This is a genomic window from Pseudomonas sp. FSL R10-2189 (assembly GCF_009600325.1).
In the GTDB taxonomy this organism is placed as follows: Bacteria; Pseudomonadota; Gammaproteobacteria; order Pseudomonadales; family Pseudomonadaceae; genus Aquipseudomonas; species Aquipseudomonas helleri.
This window is the reverse complement of sequence record NZ_WIVZ01000032.1, coordinates 21,330-34,395: the sequence shown is the minus strand read 5'-3', so window position 1 is coordinate 34,395 and position 13,066 is coordinate 21,330. Positions and strand designations below refer to the sequence as shown.

Here is a 13,066-nt window from a genome sequence, read left to right as displayed (position 1 = left end):
AGTGCTGCCTGACACTGTCCTCGGTTTACCTCAAGGAAATCAGAAATGCTTTCGCCCGCCGCTTTGCTCAAACGAACGCCCCTGGCCCGACTCGCACTGGCCATTGCCCTGGGCACCTTAGGCCTGCCCGGTTTGCAGTCCAACGCCCACGCCCATGGCGGCGCCGCCGAAATGGTGCCGCTGCAGTCAACCCTTGAAGCGTTTGGCGCCACCGTCAAATGGGACGATTACGCCGATGTGTTTGTGATTGCCAAGGACGGCGCCTACCTCAAGGTGAAACCCGACAGCAAAGTCGCCGTGCTCAACGGCAAGCGCATGGAGTTGACAGTGCCAGTGGTGTTCAAGGGCAAGACGGCGTTCATGTCCAAAGACTTCATCAACCAGGTGTTCCAATCCGGCCTGGACAAAACATTTGTCATCGAAACCCGCCCTAGCCCGCTCAACCCGCTGAGCGCGGATGAGATCAACACTGCGGTCGAGATCATCAAGACATCCGGGCACTACACACCGGGTTTGCGTTTCACCGAAATCTCGGTGCATACCCCGCCCAAGGACCAGGTGTGGAATTTCATCTACACCGGGCAAAAACCTGCGCAGTCGCGCCAGGCCAATATCGTGGTGCTGGATGGAAAGCACGTAATTGAAGGCCAGGTCGACCTGGACAGCAAAACCCTGTTGTCGTGGAAGCCCATTGAAGGCGCTCACGGCATGGTGTTGCTGGACGACTTTGCCACCGTGCAATCCGTGATCGATACCAGCCCCGAGTACGCCCAGGCGCTGGCCAAACGTGGCATCAAAGACATTAAAAAAGTGGTGACGACACCCCTCACCGTGGGCTATTTCGACGGCAAGGACGGTCTGACCCAAGACAAGCGCCTGCTGAAAATCGTCAGCTACCTCGATGTTGGTGACGGCAACTACTGGGCCCATCCGATCGAAGGGCTGGTCGCGGTGGTCGACCTGGAGCAAAAGAAGCTCATCAAGGTCGAGGATGGAGGCGTGATTCCGGTCCCCATAAAAGCCACCCCCTACGATGGTCGCGATCGCAAGAGCGTCGCGCTAAAGCCGCTGGAGATCATCGAGCCGGAGGGCAAGAACTACACCATTACCGGCAACAGCATTCACTGGCAGAACTGGGACTTGCATGTGCGTCTCGACTCACGGGTCGGGCCGATCCTGTCTACCGTCACTTATGACGACAAGGGCAATAAACGCAAGATCATGTACGAGGGCAACCTGGGCGGCATGATCGTGCCGTACGGGGATCCGGACGCAGGCTGGTATTTCAAGGCGTACCTGGATTCGGGCGACTACGGCATGGGCACGCTCACCTCGCCGATTGCCCGTGGTAAAGACGCTCCGCAAAATGCCGTGCTGCTGGATGCAACCATTGCTGATTACACCGGTGCACCCACCACAATCCCTCACGCTCTCGCTGTGTTCGAACGCTACGCCGGTCCAGAGTACAAACATCAGGAAATGGGCCAGCCCAACCTGAGCGCCGAGCGACGTGAATTGGTGATCCGCTGGATCAGCACCGTGGGCAACTACGACTACATCTTCGACTGGGTCTTGCAGCAGAACGGCACCATTGGCATCGACGTAGGCGCCACGGGTATCGAAGCGGTCAAGGGCGTGAAAAGTAAAACCATGCATGAAGCAACCGCCAAGGAAGATACTCGCTACGGCACCCTGATCGACCACAACATCGTCGGCACCACCCACCAGCACATCTATAACTTTCGCCTGGACATGGACATTGACGGGGAAAATAACTCACTGGTCGAAATAGACCCGGTCATCGCGCCAAACGACCGTGGCGGACCCCGCACCAGCACCATGCAGACTAAACAGCGGGTGGTCAGCACCGAACAACAAGCGGCACAGAAATTCGACCCGTCGACCGTGCGCCTGCTGAGCAACCTTAATAAGGAAAACAAAGTCGGCAACCCCGTGTCCTACCAACTGATCCCGTATGCCGGTGGTACTCACCCGGTGGCCAAGGGCGCCAATTTCGGCAAGGACGAATGGCTCTACCACCGTTTGAGCTTCATGGACAAACAACTCTGGGTGACGCGCTACAACCCGGACGAAAAGTACCCGGAAGGCAAGTACCCGAACCGCTCGCAAACCGACACCGGGCTCGGGCAGTTCACCCAGGATAACCAGTCCATCGACAACACCGACAATGTGGTGTGGCTCACCACCGGTACAACCCACATCGCCAGGGCCGAGGAATGGCCGATCATGCCGACCGAGTGGGTACACGTGCTGTTGAAACCGTGGAACTTCTTCGATGAGACTCCGACGCTGAACCTCAACGCGGCAAAATAACCTGTATAAGCCATGCCCCTGTCACCCTGGTGACGGGGGCATTGTTGTTTCAGGCGTACTGCTTGCGGTATTCACCAGGCGAAATACCAAAGCGCGACTTGAACGCGGTAGAGAAGTAGCTCGAATCGGAAAACCCCCACGAGTAACCCAGTGCCGACAACTTCTGTTCGGTACGCGACTGACGAAGGGATTCGGCACACAGGTCAAGGCGGCGATTTTTGATATAGCGCGCAACCACCAGGCCCTTGCGGGCAAACATCCGATACAACCCGCGCATCGATACCCCCACCTCCCGCGCCAGCAGTTCGGGGCAGAGGTCTTCCGAGCGAATATGCTCATCGATATAGCCGAGGGTCTTGCGAAAAATACGCTCATGCACATCATCGACGCCTTCACTCTGGCTGATGGCGGGGCGCAGCAGGCTGATCACGGCATCCAATGTCGCTTCGCTTTCCTGCTGGCTCAGGTTGGTCTGACGTGCAGCGTCCAGTATCAAGTGGTGCGACAGCGTGGCAATGGGTGACTTCCCGCCGATCCGGTGGCCGCACTTGACCGGGGTATAACGCAAGGACTGCTCGATCAGCCGGTGCGGCAGGATCAATGACAACTGTCGGGAGTTTTCGTGATAGGTGAAATCGCTGGGCTGGGAAGCATCGATCAAGGTGATGTCACCGGCGCACAGCGACACCCGGTTGTCGCCCTGCGCCATGCAGGCGCTGCCGTCAAGCTGGAACACCGCAAAGTACTTGCCGCCTTCGCTCGCGGCGACTTCCTTTGGCGTGCGGTACAGCCGCGCCTGGCAAGCATCGACAAAGCTGAGTTTGAGTGCACCGCTCTGGTACTCACTGATGTGACCGGAAAACTCATCGCCCAAGGTTTGCGCACTGAAGGCACCGCAGATGCGGTTGACCTGATGGATCCAATGATCGAACCCGTCACGGCGCTGTGCAATTGAAGAATTCATGTGAGGCCTCACGCAGGTTTATTGTTTTTATCTACGTTGATCCACGCTAAAACGAACAGCGACTCTGCTGGGATGATGGCGGCCTATTTAAGCCCGCCAAAACGCCGATAGAAACTCTCTCCGACATCCGGCAACGGCCCATCGGCTGTTTCCAGTGCACTGTTCAACCACTCCTCCGCCTTGGCGAAGATCAAACGGTAGATATTTCGGCACAGCTGTCGTGCAGCCCGGCCCTCCCAGTCGCCGGGCAGCAGTTCGTCCGGCAACTGTGGGTCACGCAGCAGCAATTTACGGTACTCATGCACTAGCAGAAGACGTGCCAGGAAGCAGTCGCTGGGCAGCAAATTGTCCTGCTCGCGCAGGGCTTGCCAGAGCGGTCGGAACAACTTGATGAACTCGCTGTAATGGGTCGCCAGCTCCTCGATGTTCCAGCTTTCGCGGACCTGCAGACGCAAGGCCTTTGAGGCCATTACATCCTGCGCAGTCGTCTCGAAGACAATGGTGTCTTCCTGGGCATCAAAGTCGGCCAGGGTCGCGTTCACGTCGGCACGATCACTGCGTGGACAGGCCAGCAGCACCGGAGAAATTGCACCAAAACCTTGCCACTCCAGCTCTTCGCGCACTTGTTTGCGCTTGTCCTGAGCCAGTTGTGTGAGCATTACCAGGCACCACGAGCCATCCCAGGCCGGGACGGTAGAGCTGTAGACCCGCTTGAACGCCTTGTCGAAACGCCGACGCCCGGCACCGGTGAGGCTGTAGTAACTGCGCCGGCCGACTTTTTCGGCGCTCAGCCAGCCTTCCTTGGTCAGGCGAAAGATCGACGTGCGGATCAGCCGCTCATTGATCCCGACAGGCTCGAGCAGTTGAATCAAACTCCCCAACCAGACCGTTCCGCCATGGGGCTCAATGGCATCCCCGTACAAGGTAATGATCAGGGAACTGGCGCGAATCGGCGTTTGCTCCTGAAAGCGCGTAATCAGTTGGTTCAAGGGGGTCAGGGACGACATGGACGTACCGGGCTGAAAAAAGAAAGGAATATACCGAAAAATTCGGCGCCAGAGTTCACTGGACGCTGCGCTTGGGGCGCAAACCGCTGTCGCTGATACGCGGCCGGTCGGGCTCCGGCTCGCCTAACGGCGCGCATTCTTGCATCTTCGTCAAGCAACGCTGGGCCAGGCGCTGATATTCAAGCGTGCCCGCGCGCTTCCAGGCCACTTCTTCATCACTGAGGGTGCGTTTGACGCTGGCCGGTGTGCCCATAACCAATGACTGCGGCGGGCACTCGAAACCGGCTTTAACGAACGCCGCCGCCGACACAAATGAGCGCTCACCGATGCGCGCATGGTCCATCACCACGGCATTCATCCCCACCAGAGCATCAGCGCCCACCCGACAGCCGTGCAAAACCGCGCCATGCCCGATGTGACCGTTGCGCTCCACCACCGTATCGCTGTCCGGAAAACCATGCATGACGCAGGTGTCCTGAAGATTGGCGCCCTCTTCGAGCACGATCCGCCCGAAATCACCGCGCAAACTCGCCAGCGGGCCGACGTAGCAATGCGGGCCAATGATCACATCGCCGATCAGCACCGCTGAAGGGTGGACATAGGCGGTGGGATCGACCACCGGGGTCAGGCCATCGAGGCTGTAACAGGTCATGAACGCTTCCTTTTGACTCAGTGCCTGGCGTATTCGCAAAGCGATGCCAATGTTCTGGCATTTTGTATCACATCACTTTTGTAATCACAATTTAAAAAAAAGCGTATCACTTAAAAACCTCTCACCAGCAACCCCGTAAAATCGGCCATACAACGCCTTTAAAGCGCATAAAATCGGGGCTTTCAGGTCATAACCCCTCATTAAAAAGCGCTACACAAAAACTAAAACCAACAGAATAAGACACGTTAAATTAATTTTATCGTTGCATTTGTGTATCACGTCAAAGCTATACTTGGGCAAAACCGGCCCCTCAGGCCGATCCAATAATGAGCCGGCTGACCGCCGAGCGTGCACCGTGAGGGCATCCGCCATGCCACTAACCCTTGCCGTCGAGTTCATCGAGCCCGGCGTGCGTTTGATTACCTTGCAGCGCCCGCAAGCCTTGAACGCCCTGACCACCCAATTGCTTGGCGAACTGGCCGACGAACTGAACGCTGCGCAAAGCGATCACAACACCCACGCGGTGGTCATCACCGGCAGCGCCAAGGCCTTTGCCGCAGGCGCCGACATCAACGAAATGGCCGAAAGCAATCTGGTCGGCATCCTCGACGACCCGCGCCAGGCGTCCTGGCAGACCCTCACTCGTTTCAGCAAGCCGTTGATTGCAGCGGTTAACGGGTTTGCCCTGGGCGCTGGCTGCGAGCTGGCAATGCATGCCGACATCATCATCGCGGGTGAAGACGCACGCTTCGGCCAGCCGGAAATCAACCTGGGGATCATGCCCGGCGCGGGGGGCACCCAACGTCTGCTGCGCGCCGTGGGCAAGTCGATGGCCATGCAAATGGTCCTGACCGGCGAGCCGATCAGCGCCCGCCAGGCCCTGCGTTCAGGGCTGGTGAGTGAAGTGACCCAGCCCGAATTCACTGTCGAACGCGCACTGCACATCGCCCACAGCATCGCCACCAAGGCGCCGCTGGCCGTGCGCCTGGCCAAAGAGGCGCTGCTGAAGGCAATGGACACTGACCTTGCCAGCGGCCTGCGCCTGGAGCGCCATGCCTTCACCCTGCTGGCCGGCACCCGTGACCGCGATGAAGGCATCCGCGCCTTCCAGGAAAAGCGCCGACCAGCCTTCACCGGTGAATAAACCGCGCACTCGAACGACTTCTCAAGCGAGCATCAAGACCATGACTTTCGAACACATTGTGTTTTCCATTGAGGCCGGCGTTGCGCTGCTCAGCCTCAACCGCCCCGAGCAGCTCAATAGCTTCAACACGCAGATGCACGGCGAGGTCAAGGAAGCCCTTAAACAGGTGCGGCAAAACCCCGAAGTGCGGGTATTGCTGCTGACCGGCGAAGGCCGCGGCTTTTGCGCCGGGCAAGACCTCAGCGACCGCAATGTGTCGCCCGGCAGCGAAGTGCCGGACCTGGGGCTATCCATCGAGAAATTCTACAACCCGTTGATCCGCCAACTGCGCGATCTGCCCATGCCGGTGATTTGCGCCGTAAATGGCGTGGCGGCCGGGGCCGGGGCCAATATCCCGCTGGCCTGCGACCTGGTGCTAGCGGCGCGCTCGGCCAGCTTTATCCAAGCCTTCTGCAAAATCGGCCTGATCCCGGATTCCGGCGGCACCTGGACCTTACCTCGTCTGGTCGGCATGGCACGGGCCAAGGCCCTGGCCCTGCTTGGCAATAAACTGAGCGCCGAACAAGCGGAACAATGGGGCCTGATTTACCGCTGTGTAGACGATGCTGAACTGCGCAACGAAGCCCTGATCCTCGCCCGCCACCTGGCCACGCAACCGACCTATGGCATGGCACTGATCAAACGCAGCCTCAATGTCAGCCTGAGCAACACCTTCGATGAACAATTGGAGCTGGAAAAAGACCTGCAACGCCTGGCCGGGCGCAGCGACGATTACCGTGAAGGCGTCAGCGCCTTCATGGAAAAACGCAGCCCGCGTTTCAAGGGGTGCTAGCCATGAGTGCTCTCAACCTCAATGCCCGCATCGGCGTGATTGGCGCCGGGGCCATGGGCGCCGGGATCGCCCAGGTCGCAGCGCAGGCCGGCCATCAGGTGCTGTTGCTTGACAACCGTCCGGGCGCTGCTGCCCAGGCCATTGACAACATTGATCGGCAACTGGGCAAACGCGTCGAAAACGGCAAGCTCGCCGCAGAAGCCCGAGACGCCACCCTCGCCCGCCTGCACCCGGTCGAAAACGCACAAGCGCTGGCTGACTGCGCATTGGTCATCGAAGCCATTGCCGAGAACCTCGAGGCCAAGCGCGCGCTGTTTGTGCAGTTGGAGAGCCTGTGCAGTACACAATGCGTGTTCGCCAGCAACACCTCGTCGCTGTCGATCACCGGCATCGCCGCGCCACTCAAGCACCCGCACCGCCTGCTCGGCCTGCATTTTTTCAACCCGGCGCCGGTCATGGCGCTGGTGGAAGTGGTGTGTGGCGTGGCCAGCGACCCGGTGCTCGCCGACTGCTTGTACGACACCGCCAAGGCCTGGGGCAAAAAACCGGTGCACACGCGCTCCACGCCCGGATTTATTGTTAACCGTGTCGCCCGGCCGTTTTACGCCGAAAGCCTGCGCCTGCTGCAAGAAGGCGCAGCCGATTGCCCAACGCTTGATGCGCTGCTGCGTGAAGCCGGTGGCTTCGCCATGGGCGCGTTCGAATTGACCGACCTGATCGGCCATGACGTCAACTACGCAGTCACCTGCTCGGTGTTCGACGCCTATTATGGCGACCCACGCTTTCAGCCATCACTGGCACAAAAAGCGCTGGTCGACGCAGGCCGCTTGGGGCGCAAAAGCGGTCAGGGTTTCTACTGCTACAGCGAGCAGGCCGAACGCCCCGGCGCCAGCACCCTGCCGAATGCTCCAGCCCCGCAAACCTGCGCGGTCGAGGGCGATCTGGGTGCTTTGCAACCGCTGCTCAGCCGCTTGCAAGGCCAGGGCGTAAAGGTCATCAGCCGTGACGGGGGCGGCCTGCTGCGAGTTGGCGATGCGGTGCTGGCCCTGAGTGACGGGCGCATGGCGTGCCAACGGGCGCAGGAAGACGGCCTGCGCAATCTGATACTGCTCGACCTCGCCTTCGATTACCGCCAGGCCACACGCATTGGTATCAGTTGCGCCGCCGGTATCGAGCCGCAGGCTTTTGAACAAGGCGTGGGGCTGCTGCAACGGGCCGGGCTGCACGTCAGCCTGCTCAGTGACACCCCGGCGCTGGCGGTGTTGCGCACCGTGGCCATGCTGGCCAACGAGGCTGCCGACGCGCTGCTGCAAGGTGTGGCCTCAGCCGCTGACATCGATCTGGCGATGCGCGCTGGCGTCAACTACCCCCAAGGTCCGCTGGCCTGGGCTGACGCCATCGGCCCGGCCTATGTGCTGCGGGTGCTGCACAACCTGCAAGCCACGTACGGAGAAGACCGCTATCGGCCGTCGTTACTGCTGCGCCGCCGTGTCGCTGAAGGGAGAACACTGCATGACTGACCTTGAAGCCATGAACCTGGCCAACCAATGTGCCCAGGCAATGCTCACGCGTGACGCGGCCAGCCAGGCCATGGGCATGCATTTACTGGCAGCAGCACCCGGTTGCGCGCACGTGAGCATGAGCGTGCGCGCAGACATGATCCAGGGGCACGGCACCTGCCACGGCGGCTACCTGTTTGCTTTGGCCGACTCGGCATTCGCCCTGGCCTGCAACAGTTACAACGACGCCACCGTCGGCCTCGGTTGCAGCATCGACTACGTTGCTCCGGCCCGCCTGGGTGACACCTTGAGCGCGGAGTGCCGCGAGCAAAGCCGCGCCGGGCGTACCGGCAACTACGACGTGCGCATTACCAACCAACTGGGCCAGCTGATTGCGCTGTTCCATGGCAAATCCTACAAAGTGCGCGGCACGGTGCTGGCGCAGGAGACCCCCAATGAATGACGCCTTGATCATCGACGCGGTACGCACCCCGATTGGCCGTTATGCCGGTGCCTTGAGCAGCGTGCGCACCGACGACCTTGGCGCGGTGCCGCTGCGTGAGCTGCTGCGCCGTCACCCGCAAGTAGACTGGAACAGCGTCGACGACGTGATCTACGGCTGCGCCAATCAGGCTGGCGAAGACAACCGCAACGTTGCACGCATGTCGGCCTTGCTCGCCGGGCTGCCAGTGAGTGTGCCGGGCACCACCCTCAATCGTTTGTGCGGTTCCGGGCTGGACGCCATCGGCAACGCCGCCCGCGCCATTCGCTGTGGTGAGGCCGGTTTGATGCTGGCCGGTGGCGTTGAGTCGATGTCACGCGCGCCCATGGTCATGGGCAAGGCCGAGCAGGCGTTTTCTCGCGAGGCTCAGCTGTACGACACCACCATCGGCTGGCGCTTTATCAACCCGCTGATGAAGCAGGCCCACGGCGTCGATTCGATGCCCGAAACCGCTGAAAACGTCGCAGAGCAGTTTGCTATCTCCCGAGCCGATCAGGACGCCTTTGCTTTACGCAGCCAGCAACGCGCCGCGGCTGCCCAAGCCAGCGGGCGCCTGGCCAAAGAAATCGTCGCGGTACAGATTGCCCAGCGCAAAGGCCCGGCCAAAGTGGTCGAGCACGACGAACACCCGCGTGGCGACACCACCCTCGAACAACTGCAAAAACTCGGCACACCATTTCGTGCAGGTGGCAGCATCACCGCAGGCAACGCCTCGGGGGTCAATGACGGTGCCTGCGCGCTGTTGATGGCCAGCCCCGAAGTGGCCAAGCGCTTCGGTTTGGTCGCCCGCGGCCGGGTGGTGGCAATGGCCGCCGCCGGTGTCGAACCGCGCATCATGGGCATTGGTCCGGTACCCGCCACCCACAAGGTGCTGGAGCTGGCCAACCTGAGCCTGGCCGACATGGATGTAATCGAACTCAACGAAGCCTTTGCCGCACAAGGCCTGGCGGTTCTGCGCGAGCTGGGCCTGGCCGACAACGACCCACGGGTAAACCCCAATGGCGGCGCCATTGCCCTGGGCCACCCGCTGGGCATGAGTGGCGCGCGACTGGTCACCACCGCCCTGCATGAGCTGGAAGAACGTCGTGGCCGCTATGCCCTGTGCACCATGTGTATCGGCGTCGGCCAGGGCATAGCGCTGATCATCGAACGCCTGGGCGACTAAAAGATTCGCGATTCCCGGGGAGCCGAGCGGTATCCTTGGGGCATGCACTCAAGGCCCGGCATTTAAGCCGGGCTGATAGACAAAAATAATTCGAGTGAACTCATGAACATGCCAATGTCAACGACCGTGCTTAACCCGTTGCTGGACCCGATGGAAACTGCCAGCGTCGATCAATTGCGAGAACACCAGCTCGAACGCCTGCGCTGGAGCCTGGGCCACGCCTACAACAACGTGCCGCTGTACCGTCAGCGCTTCGATGCACTGGGCATTCACCCCAACGACGTCACGTCTCTGGCGGACCTGGCCAAGTTCCCCTTCACCACCAAGAACGACCTGCGTGACAACTACCCGTACGGCATGTTTGCCGTGCCCATGAATGAGGTCGTACGCCTGCATGCCTCCAGCGGTACCACCGGCAAACCGACGGTGGTGGGCTATACCCAGAACGACATCGACACCTGGGCCAATGTGGTTGCCCGTTCAATTCGCGCCGCTGGCGGCCAGCGTGGCGACAAGGTGCATATTTCCTATGGCTACGGCCTGTTTACCGGCGGTCTGGGCGCCCACTACGGAGCTGAACGGCTGGGCTGCACGGTGATCCCGATGTCCGGCGGGCAAACCGAAAAACAAGTGCAACTGATCAAGGATTTCCAGCCGGACATCATCATGGTCACCCCCTCGTACATGCTCAATATTGCCGATGAGCTAGAACGCCAGGGCATCGACCCGCACAAGCTGGCCTTGCGCCTGGGGATCTTCGGCGCCGAGCCGTGGACCGGCGAACTGCGCAGCGCCATCGAAGCGCGACTGGGCATCACCGCACTGGACATCTATGGCCTTTCGGAAATCATGGGCCCCGGCGTTGCCATGGAGTGCGCAGAAAGCAAAGACGGCCCGACCATTTGGGAAGACCACTTCTACCCCGAAATCATCGACCCGGTCACCGGCGAGGTGCTGCCAGACGGGCAAATGGGCGAACTGGTGTTCACCTCCCTGAGCAAGGAGGCGCTGCCCATGATCCGCTACCGCACCCGCGACCTCACGCGCCTGCTTCCAGGTACGGCGCGGCCCATGCGGCGCATCGACAAAATCACCGGGCGCAGCGATGACATGCTGATCATTCGCGGGGTCAACGTGTTCCCGACCCAGGTCGAGGAGCAAGTACTAAAAGTAAAACAACTTTATGAAAGCTATGAGATCCATCTGTATCGCAATGGCAATCTCGACAGCGTGGACGTGCACGTAGAGCTTAAAGCCGAGCATCAGCACCTCAGCAGCGAACAACAGAGCGCCGTGACCAACGAGCTGAGCCGACATATCAAAACCCATATCGGCATCAGTTCCCGTATCGTTTTGCAGCCGCTGCATTCGCTCAAGCGCTCGGAAGGCAAAGCCTGCCACGTGATTGATAAACGCCCTAAAGCCTGACCACCGGCCTGCAGGTGCGAGCTTGTCGCGCGATCTTTTCAGCATCAAAAGATCGCGAGGCAAGCTCGCTCCTACTGATGATTGACGTACAGCCCCGCTTTTGCGGGGCTTTTTTTCGCCTGGCAAACACCCAAATACGCCAAAAGCGATACAAAAAATAAATAGAACACACTATTTTGTGTTTGATATTAATTTTTGTATCGCTTATAAAGTTCTCCATGCCTATGAACACATGCAAGGCGGGAGAGCCCCATGTACGCACAGCTTGTAGAAACCGGCGTTAAGCGCATCAAGGACCTGGCGGAGATGTCCGATCAGGAACGCGCCTTCCAGGAAAAAATCGACGCCGAAATCAAGATCGAAGCCAAAAACTGGATGCCCGATGCCTATCGGCAAACCCTGATCCGCCAGATCTCTCAACACGCCCACTCAGAAATCGTCGGCATGCTGCCGGAAGGCAACTGGGTCACCCGCGCGCCGTCGCTCAAACGCAAACTGCAATTAATGGCCAAGATCCAGGACGAAGCCGGCCACGGCCTGTACCTGTACAGCGCGATGGAAACCCTGGGCGCCGACCGCGACGAAGAAATCGCCAAGCTGCACAGCGGCAAGGCCAAGTACTCGAGCATCTTCAATTACCCGACCCTGAACTGGGCCGACATGGGCGCCGTCGGCTGGCTGGTGGATGGCGCGGCCATCGTCAACCAGGTAGTGCTGCAGCGCACCTCTTACGGGCCTTATTCACGGGCCATGGTGCGTATCTGCAAGGAAGAGAGTTTTCATCAGCGTCAGGGCTACGAAATCCTCCTGACCATGATGCGCGAAGGCAATCAGGCACAAAAAGACATGGTCCAGGACGCGATCAACCGCCTCTGGTGGCCGTCGCTGATGATGTTCGGCCCCAGCGACGAACACTCCCCCAACAGCGCCCAGTCCATGGCCTGGAAGATCAAGCGCCAGAGCAACGACGAATTGCGCCAGCGTTTCATCGACCAAACCATTCCACAGCTTGAACTGCTGGGCTGCACCTGCCCCGACCCGGACCTGAAGTGGAACGCCGAACGCGGTCATTACGACTTCGGCGAAATCCAGTGGAACGAATTCTACGAAGTGCTCAAGGGTAACGGCCCGTGCAACCAGGAGCGCGTCGCCACCCGCCGCAAGGCCATTGAAGACGGCGCCTGGGTGCGCGAAGCCGCCGTCGCCCACGCCCGTAAAAAACACAATAAGAACGCTGCCTGATCCGGAGTTACCGTTATGTCTGAATGGACCCTCTTTGAAGTCTTTGTGCGCAGCAAGCACGGCCTCAACCACAAACACGTTGGCAGCGTTCACGCCGCCGACACCACCATGGCCATCGAGAACGCCCGCGAGCTGTACACCCGCCGCAGCGAAGGCGTCAGCCTGTGGGTGGTGCCCTCCAGGTTGATTACCGCCTCGTCGCCGGATGAAAAAGACCCGTTGTTTGACCCGGCCGACGACAAGGTCTACCGCCACGCCAGCTTCTACGAGTTGCCGGCCGAAGTCGGGCACATGTGA

The 13,066-nt window shown here is 60.0% G+C and carries 12 protein-coding genes; 9 read left to right on the top strand and 3 right to left on the bottom strand.

Annotation, left to right across the window (positions count from 1 at the left end; translation table 11 throughout):
• Positions 1-45 precede the first annotated feature (45 nt).
• Positions 46-2,334, top strand: coding sequence for a primary-amine oxidase (gene tynA / locus GHO32_RS20180; RefSeq protein ID WP_153334908.1), 2,289 nt, complete (start codon positions 46-48; stop codon positions 2,332-2,334).
• 49 nt (positions 2,335-2,383) lie between these two features.
• On the opposite strand, the gene feaR is transcribed toward tynA, so the two are convergent.
• From feaR to paaY, 3 genes are all read right to left on the bottom strand, one after another.
• On the bottom strand, positions 2,384-3,298 hold the full coding sequence (gene feaR / locus GHO32_RS20175) for a transcriptional regulator FeaR (protein WP_153334907.1): 915 nt from the start codon (positions 3,296-3,298) through the stop codon (positions 2,384-2,386).
• Positions 3,299-3,381: 83 nt separating this feature from the next.
• Positions 3,382-4,305 carry a phenylacetic acid degradation operon negative regulatory protein PaaX gene (gene paaX / locus GHO32_RS20170; protein WP_153334906.1) on the bottom strand — a complete coding sequence of 308 codons (924 nt, stop codon included), beginning with the start codon at positions 4,303-4,305 and terminating at the stop codon, positions 3,382-3,384.
• Positions 4,306-4,360: 55 nt separating this feature from the next.
• On the bottom strand, positions 4,361-4,957 hold the full coding sequence (gene paaY, locus GHO32_RS20165; RefSeq protein WP_153334905.1) for a phenylacetic acid degradation protein PaaY: 597 nt from the start codon (positions 4,955-4,957) through the stop codon (positions 4,361-4,363).
• Positions 4,958-5,327: 370 nt separating this feature from the next.
• On the opposite strand from paaY, the gene paaF reads away from it, so the two are divergent.
• The 8 genes from paaF (at position 5,328) to paaB (ending at position 13,066) form a co-directional block, all read left to right on the top strand.
• Positions 5,328-6,101, top strand: a complete 774-nt coding sequence (gene paaF / locus GHO32_RS20160) for a 2,3-dehydroadipyl-CoA hydratase PaaF (RefSeq protein WP_153334904.1) — start codon at positions 5,328-5,330, stop codon at positions 6,099-6,101.
• A gap of 40 nt (positions 6,102-6,141) precedes the next feature.
• Complete coding sequence (gene paaG, locus GHO32_RS20155) at positions 6,142-6,933, top strand: 2-(1,2-epoxy-1,2-dihydrophenyl)acetyl-CoA isomerase PaaG (RefSeq protein WP_153334903.1); 792 nt, start codon at positions 6,142-6,144, stop codon at positions 6,931-6,933.
• Between the two features lie 2 nt (positions 6,934-6,935).
• Positions 6,936-8,453, top strand: a complete 1,518-nt coding sequence (gene paaH / locus GHO32_RS20150; RefSeq protein ID WP_153334902.1) for a 3-hydroxyacyl-CoA dehydrogenase PaaH — start codon at positions 6,936-6,938, stop codon at positions 8,451-8,453.
• Entirely contained in the window at positions 8,446-8,895 is a 450-nt protein-coding gene (gene paaI / locus GHO32_RS20145) for a hydroxyphenylacetyl-CoA thioesterase PaaI (RefSeq protein WP_153338366.1), read from the top strand. Before paaH ends, paaI begins: the two co-directional genes overlap by 8 nt.
• Complete coding sequence (gene pcaF / locus GHO32_RS20140; protein ID WP_153334901.1) at positions 8,888-10,099, top strand: 3-oxoadipyl-CoA thiolase; 1,212 nt, start codon at positions 8,888-8,890, stop codon at positions 10,097-10,099. The genes paaI and pcaF overlap by 8 nt, the downstream gene beginning before the upstream one ends.
• Before the next feature lie 102 nt (positions 10,100-10,201).
• On the top strand, positions 10,202-11,527 hold the full coding sequence (paaK, locus tag GHO32_RS20135; protein ID WP_153334900.1) for a phenylacetate--CoA ligase PaaK: 1,326 nt from the start codon (positions 10,202-10,204) through the stop codon (positions 11,525-11,527).
• Between the two features lie 252 nt (positions 11,528-11,779).
• Positions 11,780-12,769, top strand: coding sequence for a 1,2-phenylacetyl-CoA epoxidase subunit PaaA (gene paaA, locus GHO32_RS20130; RefSeq protein ID WP_048372745.1), 990 nt, complete (start codon positions 11,780-11,782; stop codon positions 12,767-12,769).
• A 15-nt stretch (positions 12,770-12,784) separates the two neighbouring features.
• Entirely contained in the window at positions 12,785-13,066 is a 282-nt protein-coding gene (gene paaB / locus GHO32_RS20125) for a 1,2-phenylacetyl-CoA epoxidase subunit PaaB (RefSeq protein WP_153334899.1), read from the top strand.